General features: G+C 35.0%; 16 protein-coding genes. 9 read left to right on the forward strand and 7 right to left on the reverse strand.

The window, feature by feature from the left end; translation table 11 throughout:
* Positions 1 to 219: 219 nt before the first annotated feature.
* Together M0Q24_RS05325 and M0Q24_RS05330 are read right to left on the reverse strand one after the other, a co-directional pair.
* Positions 220 to 1,239 (reverse strand): TerB N-terminal domain-containing protein, encoded by a 1,020-nt coding sequence (locus M0Q24_RS05325; protein ID WP_295048166.1) that lies wholly within the window; start codon positions 1,237 to 1,239, stop codon positions 220 to 222.
* A 108-nt stretch (positions 1,240 to 1,347) separates the two neighbouring features.
* The gene (locus tag M0Q24_RS05330; RefSeq protein WP_295048168.1) at positions 1,348 to 2,352 is read right to left on the reverse strand and encodes a DUF4062 domain-containing protein; all 1,005 of its coding nucleotides are present in this window, start codon (positions 2,350 to 2,352) and stop codon (positions 1,348 to 1,350) included.
* 270 nt (positions 2,353 to 2,622) lie between these two features.
* Between M0Q24_RS05330 and lsrK the strand changes: the two genes are divergently transcribed.
* From lsrK to M0Q24_RS05375, 9 genes are all read left to right on the forward strand, one after another.
* Complete coding sequence (gene lsrK, locus M0Q24_RS05335; RefSeq protein ID WP_295048170.1) at positions 2,623 to 4,185, forward strand: autoinducer-2 kinase; 1,563 nt, start codon at positions 2,623 to 2,625, stop codon at positions 4,183 to 4,185.
* Positions 4,186 to 4,261: 76 nt separating this feature from the next.
* The gene (gene metK, locus M0Q24_RS05340; protein WP_295048172.1) at positions 4,262 to 5,464 is read left to right on the forward strand and encodes a methionine adenosyltransferase; all 1,203 of its coding nucleotides are present in this window, start codon (positions 4,262 to 4,264) and stop codon (positions 5,462 to 5,464) included.
* 18 nt (positions 5,465 to 5,482) lie between these two features.
* Positions 5,483 to 7,153: a class II aldolase/adducin family protein gene (locus M0Q24_RS05345; protein WP_295048174.1), complete on the forward strand. Its 1,671-nt coding sequence runs from the start codon at positions 5,483 to 5,485 to the stop codon at positions 7,151 to 7,153.
* 3 nt (positions 7,154 to 7,156) lie between these two features.
* The gene (gene mqnE / locus M0Q24_RS05350) at positions 7,157 to 8,218 is read left to right on the forward strand and encodes an aminofutalosine synthase MqnE (RefSeq protein WP_295048176.1); all 1,062 of its coding nucleotides are present in this window, start codon (positions 7,157 to 7,159) and stop codon (positions 8,216 to 8,218) included.
* 17 nt (positions 8,219 to 8,235) lie between these two features.
* Positions 8,236 to 9,048 carry a glycosyltransferase family A protein gene (locus M0Q24_RS05355; RefSeq protein WP_295048178.1) on the forward strand — a complete coding sequence of 271 codons (813 nt, stop codon included), beginning with the start codon at positions 8,236 to 8,238 and terminating at the stop codon, positions 9,046 to 9,048.
* Positions 9,045 to 9,839, forward strand: coding sequence for a DNA ligase (locus M0Q24_RS05360; protein ID WP_295048180.1), 795 nt, complete (start codon positions 9,045 to 9,047; stop codon positions 9,837 to 9,839). Before M0Q24_RS05355 ends, M0Q24_RS05360 begins: the two co-directional genes overlap by 4 nt.
* Positions 9,840 to 10,112: 273 nt before the next feature.
* Positions 10,113 to 11,324, forward strand: a complete 1,212-nt coding sequence (locus M0Q24_RS05365; protein ID WP_295048182.1) for a glucose-6-phosphate isomerase — start codon at positions 10,113 to 10,115, stop codon at positions 11,322 to 11,324.
* Positions 11,308 to 13,038, forward strand: coding sequence for a UDP-N-acetylglucosamine 4,6-dehydratase (configuration-retaining) (gene pglF, locus M0Q24_RS05370; RefSeq protein ID WP_295048184.1), 1,731 nt, complete (start codon positions 11,308 to 11,310; stop codon positions 13,036 to 13,038). Before M0Q24_RS05365 ends, pglF begins: the two co-directional genes overlap by 17 nt.
* A 107-nt stretch (positions 13,039 to 13,145) precedes the next feature.
* Complete coding sequence (locus M0Q24_RS05375; RefSeq protein WP_295048186.1) at positions 13,146 to 13,394, forward strand: helix-hairpin-helix domain-containing protein; 249 nt, start codon at positions 13,146 to 13,148, stop codon at positions 13,392 to 13,394.
* A 51-nt stretch (positions 13,395 to 13,445) separates the two neighbouring features.
* Here M0Q24_RS05375 and M0Q24_RS05380 read toward each other — a convergent pair whose 3' ends face one another.
* The 5 genes from M0Q24_RS05380 to carB are packed head-to-tail and all read right to left on the reverse strand — an operon-like array spanning position 13,446 to position 19,321.
* Positions 13,446 to 14,624 (reverse strand): glutathionylspermidine synthase family protein, encoded by a 1,179-nt coding sequence (locus M0Q24_RS05380; protein ID WP_295048188.1) that lies wholly within the window; start codon positions 14,622 to 14,624, stop codon positions 13,446 to 13,448.
* Positions 14,621 to 15,199 carry a hypothetical protein gene (locus M0Q24_RS05385; protein ID WP_295048189.1) on the reverse strand — a complete coding sequence of 193 codons (579 nt, stop codon included), beginning with the start codon at positions 15,197 to 15,199 and terminating at the stop codon, positions 14,621 to 14,623. The genes M0Q24_RS05380 and M0Q24_RS05385 overlap by 4 nt, the downstream gene beginning before the upstream one ends.
* Positions 15,196 to 15,639, reverse strand: coding sequence for a hypothetical protein (locus M0Q24_RS05390; protein WP_295048191.1), 444 nt, complete (start codon positions 15,637 to 15,639; stop codon positions 15,196 to 15,198). Before M0Q24_RS05390 ends, M0Q24_RS05385 begins: the two co-directional genes overlap by 4 nt.
* A complete protein-coding gene (locus M0Q24_RS05395; RefSeq protein ID WP_295048193.1) occupies positions 15,636 to 16,109 on the reverse strand; it encodes a hypothetical protein in 474 nt (157 codons plus the stop codon). The genes M0Q24_RS05390 and M0Q24_RS05395 overlap by 4 nt, the downstream gene beginning before the upstream one ends.
* The gene (gene carB / locus M0Q24_RS05400) at positions 16,070 to 19,321 is read right to left on the reverse strand and encodes a carbamoyl-phosphate synthase large subunit (RefSeq protein WP_295048195.1); all 3,252 of its coding nucleotides are present in this window, start codon (positions 19,319 to 19,321) and stop codon (positions 16,070 to 16,072) included. The genes M0Q24_RS05395 and carB overlap by 40 nt, the downstream gene beginning before the upstream one ends.
* Positions 19,322 to 19,336: the final 15 nt, after the last annotated feature.

Below are 19,336 nucleotides of genomic sequence, written 5' to 3' on the forward strand. Positions count from 1 at the left end.
GCCAAGACTCCAAAGCACTCTTGCTATCTGAATATTGTGGGTTCATATAGAAGTCTTTAAGAGTTTTTTTTGAAATTATTCTCATGAGGGGTATTATAACAAAGTTCCCATTGGTAGAACTTAAATAGTTTATGTAAATATATGTATGCTAACGGTTAAGGAGAGCAATATTTGACCCGTCCTTAGGTCAAATATCGGCTCCTGCGTTTTGTTATGTCTTTATTCAAGTTCTTTCTTTGAGGTATGGGACTTTTTTGCTTTTCTCATTTCAGCAAGTTTTTTCTTTACATCCTCGTGAGCGATTTCTAAGAAATTATACATTTCTCTTTTTAATTTAAAATTATCAGAAAGAAGTGGAATTGTAATTGACTTATCTATAATTGACATATTCGCAAATATACCAACCTCTTGTTGTTTCACTTTTTTTATTTCACTAGCTGTTAAATATTTTTTCAAATCAATAGTATCTATTTTTAGTTTTGATTCTATTGCTTCAGTAAGGCTTTGTAAAAATAATTCTGGATGTTTTTTTATATAGTTTTTTTTGTTAAATTCAAAAGTAGAGGCCATCCTCATTACATCTTTTGGAAGTAAATGAATATCAAAACTATAATAACAGATTAAAAATAAATTATTAGAAAATGATAATTCATGCTCTTTATCTAGTGAATTTATAAAATCTAAAACAAGATCGCCTCTTTTATGTAACATACATGATAGAACTATTGCATTTGCAGAATAAGATTGAAATGATTTATTTGTATGGACATCTCTCAATTTTAAAATAACAGAAATAGCTTCTTCAAAATTCCCACAAAGTAAGTGTCTTTCTAAGCCATAATATAAGATAAAAACAAAGCCGATGTCTATTGCACTGTTGTATGGGTTTGAGAGGAGTGTTAGATATACCCATTTTTGCTCAGGTGTTAATTCTGAATAAGTTGGCCAATATGATGGTTTTTCAATAGAAGTTAAATCTTCTATTTTATTGATTTTTTGATTTGTATATATCAGACTTGGCTCTTCTTGATTTTGAAACGAAATTGATATTCGAAAACCATCAACCTCAAATGAATTTTCATTTTCTTTGGATTGTTCATAATTTTTATACTTTCCATCTCCAATCCAAACTAGTTCCATTAAATCTTCATGGATGCTCAGACCCTTAACTGAAAGGTTAGTGCTTTTATTTGGAATTAAAGCTGTTTTCTTTCTTTTGAAAAAATCAAATAACCCCATAACCAATCCTTATATAAATTTTTTAATTAAGTAAACACTATTGTGACATAACGGTTGTCATAAACGATAATTTTTCCGTAGGGTATATTATTGCGTTCCTTGTACTTGTTAGGCATGTTTTCGAACAACTCGATACTCTATCATTAACTGTTCACCTTCTTGTGTTAAAGACCAAAAAAGAGCCATGCCACCTTTAGTAGTTTTAGTATAATTTGTTAGTATTAACCCATAAGCCTTTAGCTGAATAGTAAGAGTTTTAAATTCTTGATCATTAATAGTTATAGAATACCCAGATGAATGTTCACCATTCTTCTCATGAAGTAATGAGGCTAGTTTTAACTTGACACCTGTATCACTTGGATGTTCAATTAAATAAGGAGCTATTAGAGTAAAGATTTCTTTCCATGAAATATTAATTTCAAATGTATGATTAATACTATATGCAGACTTTTGTGTCTTGTATGACCCATGGACAGTAAAAAGTGAATTTATATCAGCAATATCTTTAACTATAGTAGGCTGTTGACTTGTAAAATTTTTTAATGAACTTTCTAATTCAAGATTCTGTTTTCTTAATTCATTAATCTCAGATAAAACATTTTCATTCGCTGCATTACTAGCACGAACCCAACCAACTGCGGGATACATTTTTATTGTTTTAGTTAAGCTGAGCGCTACTTGACCGGGTAACTCTTCCGCATTTTTCCAAAACTTAACTAATCGTCCTTCCACTACCTTATCTTTAAAGTTTAATAATTTTTTTCTTAAAATAGGATCTTGTTCGGATTTTCCAAATGGAATATCGTTAGGCTCACTATGTATTAATGCAATAACCTTTAAGCCATTTTCAACAGCATAATCAAATTCTTTCTCAGTATAACTTATTCCATCATCAGTTACAGAACCATATCTACCACCTATAATTAATAGGTAGTAATCACAATCATCAATAATAGTTTTTATAAATTCCCACTGCTCTTCATCGGCTGCTGGAAATAATTCCATTCCTGCCGGAATACAATCCATTTCCATCAGTGCTTGAAGGACATGTTGTCTTTCGTCTTTTAAATCTGCATAAGTTGAGCTAACAAAAACTTGATATCTAATTTCCAAAATTTCCCTTTTGATTTATATGTGATAAGAATTTATTCAAGGAACATTTTATCGTAATTAACTAGAAAATCACAAATTGAATCAACACCTTGAATGTCCTTTTATTTCACTTATTTAGTTAGATTAGTTGTAGATTGACATATATTTAAGATTTTATGCTCTTTTTTATTAAAGTCCTTAAAAATTATATGTCCTTTACAAAAAAAGCAAATCATTATATTATTGTCACAAAAAATAGAGTGATAAAAAACATTTTTAGGAAACAAATAGATGAAATATTTAATGGCTATAGATGCTGGGACTGGAAGTATTAGGGCGGTTATTTTTGATACTTTAGGCAATCAGATAAGCGTTGCTCAAGAGGAGTGGACTCATTTGGCTGAAGATGGGGTTGCTTCTTCTATGAGTTTTGACTTTGAGAAAAACTGGGAACTTACAGTTGGGTGCATCAAAAAAGCCATCTCTCTTGCAGGGATAAGTGGCGATGAGATCTTAGCTGTGAGTGCTACGAGTATGCGTGAGGCTATCGTGCTTTATGATGAAAATGACCGTGAGCTTTGGGCTGTTGCAAATGTTGATGCTAGGGCTTCAAAAGAGGTAAGAGATCTAAAAGAAAATTTTGATGGCATTGAAGAGAGATTTTACGCTCTCTCAGGTCAAACTTTTGCTCTAGGAGCCTTACCAAGGATAATGTGGCTAAAAAACAATAGATCTGAGATCTATGAGAGAGTAGCGAAAATCTCTATGATAGGTGATTGGATTTTAGCAAAGCTAGGCGGTAAAATATTTACAGATCCTAGTAATGCTGGGACTACTGGGATATTTTCACTAGAGTCTCGCGACTGGATGAGTGAGATGGCAAAAGAAGTTGGACTTAAAGATGATATTTTTGTGCCATGTGTGGAAGTTGGAACTGTTATAGCAACTGTAAGTGCGGCCGCTGCTAAAGAGACAGATCTCTCAACAAGTACAAAAGTTGTGATGGGTGGCGGAGATGTTCAGCTTGGATCTGCAGGACTTGGAGTTGTAAAGATAGGAGATGCTGCAATTTTAGGCGGCTCTTTTTGGCAACAAGTGGTAAACATACCAAGTAAAACTCCAGCACCAAAAGATATGGGCATAAGAGTAAATCCTCATGTTATTCCAGATCAATCACAAGCAGAGGGCATTACCTTTTTTAGTGGTTTAGTTATGCGTTGGTTTAGAGATGCTTTTTGTGAGTTAGAGAAACTTGAAGCAAAAGAGAAGGGCGTTGATGCTTATGCTATTTTAGAAGAAAAAGCTTCAAAAGTTCCTGTTGGCTCACACGGCATTATTCCGATATTTTCAGACTCTATGAAGTATGGCAAGTGGTACCATGCAAGCCCTAGTTTTTTAAATCTAAGTCTAGATCCAGAGATCTGTAACCGTGCATCTATGTTTAGAAGTTTGCAAGAAAATGCGGCAATAGTCTCTAGTATAAACCTTGACAAAATAAAAAAGTTTACAGGTGTTGAAGTAAAGGAGATAGTCTTTGCAGGCGGTGCAAGTCGTGGGGCTTTATGGTCTCAGATCCTTAGTGATGTTCTAGGATGCAAGGTAAAGATCCCAAAAGTAACAGAAGCTACAGCTTTAGGCGGTGCAATGGCAGCAGGTGTTGGAGCTGGGATCTATGAGTCAATGTGTGATGCTGCAAGTAAGCTTGTAGTATGGAGTAAAACCTACGAACCAGATATGAAAAATCATGAGATCTACAAAGAACTTAAGCAAAAATTTGAGAGCGCTTATGAAGCGCAACTAAAGTTAGTTGATGATAATATCACGACTTCAATGTGGAAGGCACCAGGCTTATAACCTAGATCAAAAGTGTCTTGCAAACTAGTCTATAGGGTAACATTCCCTGTGGACTGATAATAATTCAAGGAAAAAAATGTATTTATTTACAAGCGAAGTAGTATCCCCCGGTCACCCAGACAAATGTGCAGACATTATTGCAGATAGCATAGTCGATAGACTCATCATAGAAGATCCACAAAGTAGAGTAGCATCAGAGGTTTTTGTAGCTGGTAAGCATGTCATCATAGGTGGCGAAGTTACATCAAAGGCAAAACTTAGTGATAAAGACTATGAAAAGATAGTTAAAGATGCACTTATTGGTATCGGTTATGATGGAAAGAGTGCTTTTACAAAAGAGCAGTGTCTATATCCAGAGGATGTAAAAGTTCAAGTTCTTCTAAATCAACAATCACCAGATATAAATCAGGGAGTAGATCAAGAAGATGGAGAGACTGGAGCAGGGGACCAGGGCATCATGTTTGGTTATGCTTCTAATGAGACAGCTGACTTTATGCCAGCGGCCATTACTTACGCGAGAGTTTTAAGTGACAAAGTTTACCAATATGCACTAAAACACAACCATAAGCTTGGAGTTGACATAAAGACTCAAGTCACACTCGACTATGGAACTAAAGAGAACTTTGAAAATTGTAATCCTATTTCGATCCATACTATAGTAGTCTCGGCTCCATCTAATGAAGATATGGACATCAAAGAAGTAAGAGAACTGCTTCAAGGTTTGATCGACGATGCAGGACTTCCTACAAACTTGTACGACCCTAAAAAAACAATCATACATTTAAATCCAACTGGCAGATATGTAAGTCACTCTCCACTTCATGATAGTGGTCTGACTGGTAGAAAACTTATAGTTGATAGTTTTGGTGGTTACGCACCTATTGGCGGAGGGGCACAATCATCTAAAGATTACACAAAAGTAGATAGAAGTGGACTTTACGCGGCTCGTTGGGTAGCAAAACACATAGTTGCAGCGGGCTTTGCTAAGAAATGCTCAGTTCAACTCTCTTACGCTATAGGTGTTGCAAAACCAACTTCGGTTTCGGTAGATACATATGGAACTGTTAGTAAAGGTCTTGATGATGATAAACTCTCTACTTTTGTGAGTGAAAACTTCTCACTAACTCCTAACTGGATCACTAAGAAGTTTGGACTAGATAGCCCAAGTGCTACAACATTTCTTTATGCTGATGTAGCAGCTCGTGGACAAGTAGGGCAGAGTGATTATCCATGGGAAAAGTTAGATGCTTTAGAGATTTTTGAGAAACTAAAAAAGTAAAAAGTATTAAGGAATAGTTTGAAAAGTTTATATGAAGATGCAAGTGAGATTAAAACAGATTTAGATCTTAGAGTCTATACATCAAGACTACTAGGACGAGATAGCTCTTTAGTACTTCACGGTGGTGGAAATACCTCTGTAAAATCAAGCGAGACTAATCTTTTTGGCGAGAGCGAAGAGATACTATATGTAAAGGGAAGTGGTTGGGATCTAGCAACCATTGAAGCTGAGGGTTTTGCACCTGTAAAGATGGATATGCTACTTCAAATGGCAAAACTAGAGAGTTTGAGTGATAGCGATATGGTTAAGTACCAAAGACTTGCTATGACAAACCCATCCGCTCCAAACCCTTCTGTTGAGGCAATTCTTCATGCCATCATCCCTTACAAATTTGTAGATCATACTCACGCTGATGCTGTTGTAACTATTACAAATACAGAGGATGGAAAGACAAGAATAAAAGAGCTTTATGGAGATAAGGTTCTCATCATCCCCTACATCATGCCCGGTTTTGTTCTTGCAAAACTTGTTTATGAGATGACCAAGGATCTCAATTGGAGTGAGATAGATGCTATGGTTTTAATGAATCATGGTCTCTTTACTTTTAGTGATGATGCGAAAGAGTCATATGAGAAGACTATAGAGTTTGTGGATTTAGCTGAGAAATATTTGCTTGAGAATGGAGCTAGACTTTCGTTAGATCTTAACGAGGTTGAAACCTCGCTTCCTACAGAACAGCTAATAGAATTAGCTAAGATAAGACAAGAGACCTCAAAACTCAAAGGCAAGGCTACGATCTCTTTGTTTAATGACTCACCTCTTGCGCAAAAATTCTCAAAAGAGAATGTAGAACAAATAGCTACAAGAGGACCTCTAACACCAGATCATGTGATACGAACAAAGAGAGTACCTGCTATTTTAAATTGCTCTAGTTTCATATCTGCTGAGATGGAACTAAAATCTTATGTAGATGAATATATTAAATATTTTGAAAATAACAAAAAAGATGAAATACTTCTAAACCCAGCTCCAAACTTTGCAATTTTAAAAGATCTTGGATCTCTTAGTTTTGGCAAAAGTAAAAAAGAAGCAAAAATTATCCAAGATATAAATGAGCATACTTTTGAAGCTATACTAAAAGCCGAAAAACTAGGCGGGTATAAAGCTCTTAGTCCATCTGAGATCTTTGATGTTGAGTATTGGGAACTAGAGCAAGCGAAGCTTAAAAAATCTTCATCTAAGCAAGAGTTTGAGGGCAAGATTGCACTTGTAAGTGGACAGAGTGAAGCCTCAAAGATGAGTGCTGAGATCTTACAAAAAAAAGGTGCATCTGTGGTTGTTCTTGGGAGTGATGAAAGTTTAGAAAAAGCAGATCTCGTAAAACTTAAATGCGATTCATCACTTAGTGATGAGGTGCAAAAAGCGTTAGAGTTTACTATCAAAAACTTTGGTGGAGTGGATCTTCTTATTGCTCATAGAGATGAAGATGAGTTAGTAAAACAAAGCTTGGGATTTTTAAAATATGGAGTAGATCCGAGTATAATCATGCTTACAAATAAAGATGAAAAATTTGACTTTAAAGAGTCTGATACTACTACAAATATATTAAAGCTAAGATCTCTAAACAAAGAGGCAGCGGAGCTAGTCTGTGCTATCGCTAAAAATCCAAAAGTCAAAATTTTAGGATAAAAAATGAATTTAAAAGAGAAGATATTAAATGGTCAAAGAATCACATCTGAAGAGGCTCTTAGCCTCTATGAGATGGATTTTTTTGAGCTAGGTCAGCTAGCCGATGTAAAAAGATTGGCACTTCATGGTAAAAAAACATACTTCAATATAAACCGCCATATAAATCCAACAAATATTTGTGCAGACATCTGTAAGTTCTGTGCATACTCAGCAAACAGAAAAAATCCAAATCCCTACACAATGACACATGATGAGATCATGAAGATAGTAAAAGATGTAGAGAGTCGCGGGATAAAAGAGGTGCATATAGTCTCCGCTCACAACCCTGAGACTGGGCTTGACTGGTATCTTGGTATCTTTAAGAAGATAAAAGAGGCATATCCAAATATGCATGTAAAAGCATTAACAGCGGCAGAAGTTGACTTTTTAGCAAGAGAGTACAACAAAAGTTACGATGAGATCTTAGATCTTATGGTTGAAAATGGTGTAGATTCTATGCCTGGCGGTGGAGCTGAGATCTTCGATGAAGAGGTTCGTGACTATATTTGTAAAGGAAAAGTTACATCAGATCAGTGGCTTGAGATCCATGAGAAGTGGCACGCAAGAGGTAAAATGTCAAATGTTACAATGCTTTTTGGTCATGTTGAGAGCAGGGCAAACCGCATAGATCATATGATGCGCATACGAGATCTGCAAGATAGAAGTAAGGGCTTTAACGCTTTTATTCCACTTGTATATCAGACAGAAAACAACTACTTAAAAATTGAAAAAGATATAAGTGCAGATGAGATCTTAAGAACTATTGCCATCAGTCGCATAGTCTTAGATAATGTGCCAAATATAAAAGCTTACTGGGTTACTTCAACTGTAAACCTAGCTTTAGTTGCTCAAGAGTTTGGTGCAAATGATCTCGATGGAACTATAGAGAGAGAGTCTATAAACTCCGCAGCAGGAGCTGCAAGTGCAAATGGAGTTGAGTTAAATGAGTTTGTAGCCCTTATAAAAAACAGCGGCTTTATTCCAGTTGAGAGAGATAGTATTTATAATGAGATAAAAGAGTGGTAGACTCTTAAGCTACTACAATGAAGATCTCAGTAATCATCCCAACTTACAACAGATTTGAAGTTCTAAAGAGAGCTTTAGCATCTGTTTTTGCGCAGACTCATCAAGCAGAAGAGATCATCGTAGTGGATGATGGATCTGATGATAAAACCTCTCAAATTATAAAATATTTTCCTAACATAACTTACATATATCAAAAAAATTTTGGTGTTTCAAGTGCAAGAAATGCTGGTATAAGATCTGCAAAATATGAGTGGGTAGCATTTTTAGACTCTGATGATGAGTGGCATGAAGATAAACTAAAAGAGCAAGCAAACTTACATAGAGATCAAAGAGATCTACTAATAAGCTATACAGATGAGAAGTGGATAAGAGATGCTAAAGAGGTTAAAGTTGCAAAAAAATATGCAAAAGTTGGTGGGAATCTCTTTAAAGCCTCACTATCTCACTGCATAATAGCACCATCATCTGCTTTGATGCATAGATCTCTTTTTGACTCTGTTGGGTATTTTGATGAGACTTTAGAGGTTTGTGAAGATTATGATCTGTGGTTAAGAGTCTCGCAAGAATATAAAATTGGTTTAGTTGATAAGAAGCTTATTACAAAGTATGGAGGATCTGCTGATCAGTTAAGTACAAAGTTTTGGGGTATGGATAGGTTTCGTGTGCAGTCTTTAGAAAAACTTATGCAAGAGATCTCTTTGGGTGAAAAAAGAGAGATGATAAGAGAGGAACTTCTCAAAAAATACAAGCTTCTACTAAAAGGAGCTCTAAAGCATGAGAGAGTTGAAGGTGCTAAGATCTATGAAGAGAAGATCAAAGCTTTGATATGAAATTCTTTTTAATACTTTTTCTTCTTTTATCATCTCTTTATGCTAAAAAACCAGAACTTTTTCTACTCAATGTATATAGCAAAGATATCAATGTAAGCTCATGGTATATGAGTGAAAAACTCGATGGTGTTAGAGCTTATTGGGATGGCAAAAGACTCATCTCAAGAGCTGGAAATGATTTTAATGCGCCTAGTTTTTTTACAAAAAAATTTCCTTCTTGTGAGCTAGATGGTGAGTTGTGGAGCAAAAGAGAAGACTTCTCAAACATAAACTCAATTGTAAGCACAGAGGATGATAAAGCTAGATGGAGTGAACTTACTTACAATATTTTTGAAGTTCCAAATGCTAAAGGTGGACTTCTAGAGCGCTTAAGTCTTGTAAAGAAGTCAAAATATATAAAACTTATAAAGCAGATAAAAGTAAGAGATAATAAGCACCTTGAAGAGTACTTAAAAGAGTTAGAAATAAAGGGTGCTGAGGGTTTAGTTGTTCGAGATGGAAGTTTGGATTATTATGCACAAAGAAACAACAATGCTTTAAAAGTTAAAAGCTTTAATGATACAGAGTGTGAAGTAGTTAACTACACAAAAGGCAAGGGAAAGTACAAAGATATGGTGGGCTCTTTGGTATGTAAGATGCAAGATGGTAAAATTATAAAAATTGGGAGTGGATTAAGCGATGCACAAAGGGCAGATCCACCAAAAATAGGTGCTATAATTACATTTAAATATTATGGACTTACATCAAAGGGTAACCCTAGATTTCCAGTTTTTTTACGCATTAGAAATTGAATGCTTTGAAAAATTATTAAGTTGGATCCTGAATCAAGTTCAGGATGACAGTTTGTTTGTTCAGGATGACAGTTTGTTTGTTCAGGATGACAGTTTGTTTGTTCAGGACGACAATTTGTTTGTTCAGGATGACAGTTTGTTTGTTCAGGATGACAGTTTGTTTGTTCAGGATGACAGTTTGTTTAGTATGGCGCGTATCCGTCATTCCGTGCTTGACACGGAATCTAGTTTATAGATTAACTAGAGAGCTCAATTAAATTTTAAGGAATAGATATGAAATATACCCACAACTTCAACCCATGCATCTCAGATAAAGATGTATTTGCAGAGATACAAAAAGAGAAAGAGAGTATAGGTTACTACAACCTTGTCCACCAAGATACAACTGCTTTTAAAGAGTATGCTAAAGAGGTGAAACAGTCAAATATTGTGGTGATTGGTATCGGTGGAAGTACACTTGGAACTTACGCAATCTACAAGTACTTGAAATATTCTAAAAATTTAAAAAAACAGCTCTATTTTTTGGAAACTACAGATCCAATAGATATAAAATCAAAACTTGAAGCTATAGATCTAAAAGATACTCTTTTTGTGGTGATCTCAAAGTCAGGAACTACTATAGAGACAGTTTCTATCTTTAAGTATATAAACTCTTTGATAAAGTGCAATAAGGATAATACTCTAGTTATCACGGAGAGTGATTCTAAGCTCAATTACTACGCACAGCAAAACTCTATAAAAAGTTTTGAGATACCAAAAAATGTAGGTGGAAGATTTTCAGTATTTAGTGCAGTTGGTCTAGTTCCTTTAGCGATAGTTGGGATAGATATAGATGAACTTTTAAGTGGTGCTAAAAAGATATATAATAGCTTCTTTGATAAAGAAGAGGCTTATGTGAGACTACTTAAAAAAGCGAGATTTTTCGCTGAGTATAAGCATAATTACAACATAAATGTCGTCTTTTCTTACTCTTCAAGACTAGAGGGTTTTAACGACTGGTATATACAACTTTGGGGAGAGAGTTTGGGTAAAATAGACATAAACTCAAGTAGACAAGGTTTAACGCCAATTGGAATTATAGGTCCTATAGACCAACACTCATTTTTACAACTTATAGTAGAGGGTAAAAGAGATAAGACAGTTACCGTTATCAAAGTAGAAGACTTTGCAAGTGATCTAGAGATTCCTCATGTTAAATTAGAAGGGCTTGAAGAGTTAGACTATATCGATGGTATCAAGTTTTCATACCTCATAAACCAACAAGCAGACGCAACCATAGAATCTATAAACAACCTAAATGATATCCCATGTGATGTGATAACCATAGATGGAGTGAGTGAGACAAGCATTGCTAGCTTGATGTATGAGTATGAGCTTTTAACATCTCTATGTGCAAAGTTTATGTACATAAATGCTTATGACCAACCTGGTGTTGAAGCTGGAAAGAAGATACTTAAAGAGCGACTAAATGTTCAACATAGATAAGCGTGTTTTAAATTTTTTAGTCATTATAGTTTTTAGTTTTTTAACATTTTGGTGGACATTTTTTATATATCATCAAGAGTTCGAACTCTATATTGTTTTAAGTGTTGTAGCTATCCGAATGATTGCTTCGGTGGCTTTTTTTAGCGACTACTCTCTCTCATGGTCTAAAGTTTCTCAAAAAACATTTTTAACAAAGAGTGTGGTCTATATAGCTGCATTTTTACTCTACTTGCCTATATTCTATGGAAAGATTAGATTTTCTTTTATGGTCTCAGAACTATTTATATACCTCTTTAGCATAAACTTTACTATGTATCTTTATTACTACATTATCAACCGCTCAAAGATCGAAAAAACAAAATCAGTAGTTATATATGGAGCAGGAAGAGCAGGGATAAAGTTAGAGAGTGAGTTTGCCCATAGTGAGTATAAAGTAAGGTGTTTTATAGATGATGATAAGGTGCTTCAAAATCGTTCCATAGATGCTATTAAAGTTATTTCAAAAGAGAGACTAAAGAGAAAAATAAAAGGACAAAAGTATGATCTTTTAGTCATTGCAATGCCCTCCATCTCAAAAAATATTACAAAAAATATATATAACGAACTAAATGAATATTTTCATGAGATAAAAATCCTTCCATCTATAGATGAGATACTTGAGTCAAAAGATTTTTCAACTCAATTAAAAGAGATCTCAGTTGAAGATCTCTTAGCAAGAAACCCTAAAGATCTCGATAAGAAAAAGATAGAGAGTTTTATAAAAGATAAAACCATACTAATAACTGGTGCTGGTGGAAGTATTGGTAGTGAGATCTCGAGACAGTGTGAGAAGTTTGGTGCAAAAAAACTTATACTCTTAGACAATAGTGAATACAATCTTTATAGAGTTGCAGAAGAGATTACAAAGGTTGAGAAAGTTTGTGTAATGCAGAGTGTAATAGACAGAGATGCTCTTGAAGAAACATTTAAGCTTCATAAACCGCAAATAGTTATCCATGCAGCTGCATATAAACATGTGCCTTTAGTTGAAGCAAATATTGATGAAGCTATCATTAACAACATCATAGGCACTAAAAATGCAGTAGATATCTCTATAAAGCATAAAGTTGAGAAGTTTGTACTTATATCTACTGATAAAGCAGTTCGACCTACAAATGTTATGGGAACAACAAAAAGAATCTGTGAACTATATGCGCAGAATAGTAAAAGAAGTTCTACAGATATCGTTGCAGTCAGATTTGGAAATGTACTTGGTAGTAGCGGCAGCGTTATCCCTAAGTTTAAATCTCAGATAGAAAATGGACAAAATATAACTGTAACACATCCTGATATTACAAGATATTTTATGCTAATCCCAGAAGCGTGTGAGTTAGTGCTCCAAGCTGGAGCTATTGGAAGTGGTGGAGAGATCTTTATTCTTGATATGGGTGAACCTATTAAGATAGTAGATCTAGCTAAAAAGATGATAGAACTAAGTGGTAAGAAAGAGATAGAAATAGAATTTAGTGGACTTCGTCCTGGAGAAAAACTATTTGAAGAGTTACTTCTAGATGACACTGACTGTCAAACAGAGTATGAGTCTATAACTGTGGCAAGACCAAGTGTTTATGATATAGAGCAGTTAAACAAAGATATACAAGAGCTTTTAAAAAGTGAGAATAAACTAAAAAAACTAAAAGAGATAGTTCCAGAATTTGATCATCAGCTTAACTGATTGTAACAAATAGTAATCTTTTATAAATAGTTTTAAATATTAATAATCATTTTTTGTATATATAAAATATTATAATATACTAAATAAGATCAAAAAAAGGAGTTAAAATGAAGATTTTAGCTATGGTTATTTTGGGATTTAGTATGTTGTTTGCTGCTATAGATATAAATACAGCAAGTAAAGATGAGTTAAGTACTTTAAGTGGTATTGGTGGAAGTAAAGCTGAGATGATTGTAAAACATAGAGAAGCAAAGTGTTTTCAAAGTGTTGATGAACTTGCAGAAGTTAAGGGAATTGGCGCAAAAACTATAGAGAAAAATAGAAAAAATTTAACTGCTAGTAAGTGTAAAAAGTAGTAGATATTTAAAATATATGTGCGAAAATATCTCTTCGCACATATGCAACTTCTAAACTATAACATGCCCTACAAATTTACTCATATTATCCATGATTTCTGAGCCTTTTCTAAAGCTAAGACCACAAGATTCATATGCGAAAAAGAGACCAGCTTGATATTTTGCTCCATTTTCATCTTTGGCAAACTCGACATACTCTTGATAGATTTTTTTATAGTTACCATACTCTCCATCAGTTTGCTCAATCACATCACCATTAGTACTTAAGATTTTAGTATTTGCACCTTCTCTGCCAAAAACAGTTTTTTCAACTTGTTTGAGACCATTTAATGGTTCAAAAGAAGTTTTAAGTAGGTATGGACTATCTGGAAATAGATCATAAATAATCTTCATAATGCCTTTTGATTGAAACAAAAGTGTATATGCAGGGTTTAAGATGATAGCTTTTTGGTTTTGCATAATAGTGTTTAGTGTAGTTGCAAGTTCTGGCTCACTACTTCCTATATCTTCCCAAGGGTAGAGTTTAAACCAGTACTCATACTGGTTCTCATCCCCATCAAAAATTCCTTCTTCGTCAAATCTAACATTGTTTAAGTACTCAAAACTTGTGTTAAAGCCTGCATCAGTCGCGATCTGTTGAAGTAGTCTTGTTGTAGCTTCTTCTTCATCATCTCCCTCTACGCTTGAGAAGAGTATTTTCCAACCATCATATCTTTCATCAAAGAGATCTGTCTCTTCATCTAAGGTAATTAGCCTCTTAAAATTATCTCTTATAGCATCATAAACATTGTTAAACTGCTTCTCTTCATCCATGTCATTCTCTTTAAGAAGCGCCCATTGAAGTAGGGCAGTCTCAAAAAGTGAAGTTGGAGTGTCAGCATTAAACTCTATAAGTTTTATAGGGTTAGCATCAATGCCACCAGCGAGATCAAAACGACCATAAATATGCCAGTGAACATCATTCTCCCAACTCTTTTTTATCATCTCTACTAAATTAAAAGGAATACCAAGCTCAAAAAAAAGGTTGTTCTCTATAACATATTCAGCCGCCTCTACAAACATATCGTAGATCTCATTTCCAGCTTTATAATAAGCTTCAGCTTCATCTTGAGTAATAACTACGAGTTCATCATTTATATACTTTGTAGTATCACTATCTGTGTGCCATGTAAAGCCTAGTTCTTCTAAGTTAGCATCACTTAAGTTATTTATCTTTTGTAGACTTATCATCCGCCATAACTCCTGCTACCTTGCGATGAAGTTCTTGAATTACTTCCACCAAAGAAACTTTTTTTAGAAGACGAACTCTTAGATGCTTTTGAAGCTGCTGAGCGACTATAAGCACTCTTGTTTGTACTAGCCGAATTTTTTGCAAAGTTTTTATTGTTCATAAGAGCGTTACCTATCATATTTCCCAAGAGTGATCCAGCTGCAACGGCGAGTATAGTTCCAGCTAAGCCCATTCCAGCACTGCTATCTCCGCTTTGAACAGTCTCAGAGGTTCCATCTTGAACTTTTTTATACTCTTGTTCGGCTAGGGCTTTCATCTCCTCTTCGCTCATAAAGCGCTCAATAGTATTTCCATTGGCATCTTTTTCACGGATGATAGCTCTGTTTGGTCCATCAGTTGGCATCTCTTCAGTTACTATATACTTACCATTTGCTTGTTGCTCAATTACCAAAAAGCGGTTTTGCTGTTGTTGTTCTTGTTGCTGCTGTGCCTCACAACCACTTAAAACACTCATCATAATAACTCCTGCACTCCCTAGTGCTACGCCGCCTGCCAAACTTGAAATATGTTTCATCTTATTAAATCCTTTTTCTTTAGTAGTATTGTTTTTTTAAGATCATAATCATAAAAGGTGATTATCTCTCTTCCCTCATAGTAAATATCTCCAACAAAGAAATTTTTCTTATCATTGAGAGTTACATTTTTTTGCATAAACATCTTTTCCCCAAGTGCATAACCTACGCTAGGATAAAGCGTTGAGAGTGAGATAATAAAGAGCAGAGAGATAAATAAAGCAGATATTTTAAGATTTTTTACATAGATTAGAGAAAATCCTATTATTATGGAAAAAAACATAAATAAAAATATATTTTGATGATCTACAAATAGGACATTGTAGTAAACTTTGATTTCATAAAAATCTATATAGTTTTTTAATAAACCTAAAAAGATAAAAAAATCCAAAATAAATGTCACAAACATACCAGTTAAAAGTGCTTGAAGAGCTTTTGTCATCTTAGTTTTCTCCTTGTGTGATTGTTTATAATATACAAAGATGAAGAGCTTTTTTGATGAAGTCCATCTCTGTTTTGTACTATTATATCAGCTTTATCAGCGCAAAATTCCATATTAAAATCTAAGCCTGAATCATTAGCAGAAGTAGAGTAGTGCCACGCTAGATCTCGAAGCAGTTGAGAATTTAGGGGACTAACACTCACTCTAAATGAAGAGTTTTTAACTATAAAAGTAGTTTTTTTAGCGCGTCTTACGCTATTTTTAAACTTTTGAGGGATTCTTGTTTTTGATAACTTGAGAGATTTGAAATCTTTATAGATTTTAATAAAGGGTTTATCATGGCTTCTTTTTTTTATCTCTTTAAGTTTTTCTTTATTTTGAGATAAAAAACCGACAGTAGTGTCGGTTTGAGCTAAAATAACTCTCACGCTTAAGCGAGAAAATCTTGTAGAGCTTTTGAGTCTAACCATGAGTCATCACCAATCTCATCAAGAGCTAAAATTAGTGCTCTAGCAGCACTAAGAGTTGTAAAGTAAGGAATGTTTCTCTTTAAAACTTCTTGGCGAATTACTATTGCATCTTTTTTAGAAGTGTTGTTATCAGATGTGTTTATTGCCATAGCAATTTCGTCATTTTTCATACTATCTTCAATATTTGGACGACCTTCTGAAATCTTTAAAACTACTTCACAAGGGATGCCAGCCTCTTGAATTATAGCTTGAGTTCCTTTGGTTGCTACTAGTTTAAAACCATGTTTGTGTAGTCCTGATGCTATCTCACAAGCGTGTATTTTGTCACTATCTACAAAAGATAAGAAGCAAGTTCCGCTTTTTGGTATTTTATTTCCAGCTGAGAGTTGAGCTTTGGCAAAACTAATTCCGAAGTTTGAGCTAATTCCCATAACTTCTCCAGTTGACTTCATTTCCGGAGATAAGACTAGATCTGCGCCATAGAGTTTATGAAAAGGAAAAACTGCTTCTTTTACAGAAATGTGACCTTTTAGTTTTGGCTTTAACAGACCATTGACTTCTTGGACTATATCGTACTTGTCGTAGTACGCTAGTGAACTTCTAAGACTCTCACCAACCATAACACGAGTTGCAACTTTTGCTAGTGGCATCCCAGTAGCTTTAGATACAAAAGGAACAGTTCTAGATGCTCTTGGATTTACTTCTATAAGATAGATCTCATCTCTATAAATTGCATATTGAACATTCATAAGACCAATTACACCTAGTCCTAGTGCTATAGTTTGAGTTTGTTCTTCTACTCTTTGAATCATCTCATCTGAGAGGTTTACTGGAGGGAGTGAACAAGCGCTATCTCCTGAGTGTATTCCAGCTTCTTCGATATGTTGCATAACAGATCCGATATAAACATCCGTACCATCACAAATAGCATCAACATCAAGCTCTATAGCTTGATCTAAAAACTTATCTATAAGAACAGGAGCTTCATTTGAAACTGAGATAGCTAAATCCATATACTGTTTAAGTTCATCTTGTGTATAGACTATTCTCATCCCACGACCACCAAGAACGAAAGATGGACGAACTAAAACAGGGAAGCCTAACTTTTCGGCTATGAGATAAGACTCTTCTTTTGTTCTTGCTAAGCCATTTGCAGGTTGTTTTAGATTGTGTTTTTCTACAAAGTTAGAAAACTGCTCTCTATCTTCTGCTAGATCTATAACAGCTGATGGAGTTCCTGCAATCTTCGCTCCTATCTTTGTTAAACCATCTGCTAACTTTAGAGGAGTTTGCCCACCAAAGTGAACTATGATCCCATCTGGTTGCTCATTTTCTATAACTTCTCTAACATGTTCAAAATCAATAGGTTCAAAATAAAGAACATCAGAAGTGTCATAGTCAGTAGAGACTGTTTCAGGATTACAGTTATACATAATAGTCTCTATATCCATCTCTTTAAGCGCAAAAGCAGCGTGAACACAACAGTAGTCAAACTCTATACCTTGACCGATTCTGTTTGGTCCGCCACCAAGGATTAACACTTTTTTCTTATCACTTACTCTGTTTTTAGCATCAGGTGAAGCAGTGATATTTGTAGTTGAGTAAAGATAAGGAGTAAGAGCTTCAAACTCTGCTGCACAAGTATCAACTTCGTTAAATTCTAGTGATATTCCTAGTTTTTTTCTAGCATCATAGACTTGCATCTCTGTTGTTTTTTGCTCTTTACTTATAAGCTGAGCGATTCTTTTATCAGAAAAGCCATCAACTTTGATGCTTCTCATAAGTGTTGCATCTTGGAGTATCTCTTTTGTGATTGTGCTCTCAGACTCAACTATCTCTTGAAGTTGATATAAAAACCATGGATCAATAGCACAAGTATCAAACATCTCCTCAATACTCATACCGCGACGAAATCCTTCAGCCACATAGAGTGCACGATCTGCATTTGGACGACGAATTTCGTGTTTTATAAACTCATCATCACCTTCCATTGGCTCAAAACCACAAATACCAGTCTCAAGTGAACAGAGTGCTTTTTGCATAGACTCTTTAAAAGTTCTACCAATTGCCATAGCCTCGCCAACTGACTTCATACTTGTACTTAGTGTACTTACTGCTTCTGGAAACTTCTCAAAAGTAAAGCGAGGAACCTTTGTTACTATGTAGTCGATAACTGGTTCAAAAGCCGCAGGAGTTCCAGTTATGTCGTTTGTAATCTCATCTAAAGTATAACCAACTGCTAAAAGAGTTGCTACTTTTGCTATAGGATAACCAGTAGCCTTAGATGCAAGTGCGCTAGATCTTGAAACGCGAGGATTCATCTCAATAACTATCATTCTGCCCGTTTTTGGATCTATTGCAAACTGAACATTAGATCCGCCAGTATCAACGCCAATCTCTCTTAAAATTGCAAAAGAAGCATCACGCATTCTTTGGTACTCTTTGTCTGTTAGAGTTAGAGCAGGGGCAACTGTAATACTATCGCCTGTGTGAACACCCATAGGATCAAAGTTTTCAATTGAACAGACTATGATACAGTTATCAGCCTTATCACGGATAACCTCCATTTCATACTCTTTCCAACCTAGCATCGACTCCATGATTTCTATCTCGTTAACTGGAGATGCAGAGATGCCTTCTTGTGCTAGTTTTTTAAACTCTTCCATGTTGTATGCTACACCTGAACCACCGCCAGCAAGTGTAAAAGAGGCTCTAGAGATGACTGGAAAACCTATCTCTTTTGCTACTTCCATCGCTTCATCAACACTATAAGCATTACGACTCTTTGGTAGATCCATACCGATTTTTGTCATCGCTTCATTAAAAGCAGATCTGTCTTCACCTTTATGTATAGCCTCTGGAGATGCACCTAAAAACTCCACACCCTCTAACATGCCTTTTGCAAACATACTAGTAGCTACATTTAGTGCAGTTTGTCCACCCATAGTTGGAAGAACTGCATCTACTTTTTCTTTTTTGATGATGCGTGCTATTACATCCTCAGTGATTGGCTCTATGTAAGTTCTATCTGCAAACTCTGGATCTGTCATTATAGTTGCTGGATTTGAGTTGATAAGAATAACTCTATAACCTTGCTCTTTTAGAGTCTTTACAGCTTGAGTTCCTGAGTAGTCAAACTCACAAGCTTGACCAATAATAATAGGACCAGAACCTATAAGTAAAATCGTGTGAATGTCGGTGCGTTTTGGCATTTTTTTCCTTTGCGT

The sequence above is a fragment of the Sulfurimonas sp. genome (assembly GCF_023228785.1).
Classification (GTDB): domain Bacteria; phylum Campylobacterota; class Campylobacteria; order Campylobacterales; family Sulfurimonadaceae; genus Sulfurimonas.

Coding starts and splice junctions, on each gene's coding strand:
- lsrK (WP_295048170.1), top strand. CDS start 2,623: ATGAAATATTTAATGGCTATAGATGCTGGGACTGGAAGTATTAGGGCG.
- M0Q24_RS05325 (WP_295048166.1), bottom strand. CDS start 1,239: ATGGGGTTATTTGATTTTTTCAAAAGAAAGAAAACAGCTTTAATTCCA.
- metK (WP_295048172.1), top strand. CDS start 4,262: ATGTATTTATTTACAAGCGAAGTAGTATCCCCCGGTCACCCAGACAAA.
- carB (WP_295048195.1), bottom strand. CDS start 19,321: ATGCCAAAACGCACCGACATTCACACGATTTTACTTATAGGTTCTGGT.
- M0Q24_RS05380 (WP_295048188.1), bottom strand. CDS start 14,624: ATGATAAGTCTACAAAAGATAAATAACTTAAGTGATGCTAACTTAGAA.
- M0Q24_RS05365 (WP_295048182.1), top strand. CDS start 10,113: ATGAAATATACCCACAACTTCAACCCATGCATCTCAGATAAAGATGTA.
- M0Q24_RS05385 (WP_295048189.1), bottom strand. CDS start 15,199: ATGAAACATATTTCAAGTTTGGCAGGCGGCGTAGCACTAGGGAGTGCA.
- M0Q24_RS05360 (WP_295048180.1), top strand. CDS start 9,045: ATGAAATTCTTTTTAATACTTTTTCTTCTTTTATCATCTCTTTATGCT.
- pglF (WP_295048184.1), top strand. CDS start 11,308: ATGTTCAACATAGATAAGCGTGTTTTAAATTTTTTAGTCATTATAGTT.
- mqnE (WP_295048176.1), top strand. CDS start 7,157: ATGAATTTAAAAGAGAAGATATTAAATGGTCAAAGAATCACATCTGAA.
- M0Q24_RS05355 (WP_295048178.1), top strand. CDS start 8,236: ATGAAGATCTCAGTAATCATCCCAACTTACAACAGATTTGAAGTTCTA.
- M0Q24_RS05390 (WP_295048191.1), bottom strand. CDS start 15,639: ATGACAAAAGCTCTTCAAGCACTTTTAACTGGTATGTTTGTGACATTT.
- M0Q24_RS05395 (WP_295048193.1), bottom strand. CDS start 16,109: ATGGTTAGACTCAAAAGCTCTACAAGATTTTCTCGCTTAAGCGTGAGA.
- M0Q24_RS05375 (WP_295048186.1), top strand. CDS start 13,146: ATGAAGATTTTAGCTATGGTTATTTTGGGATTTAGTATGTTGTTTGCT.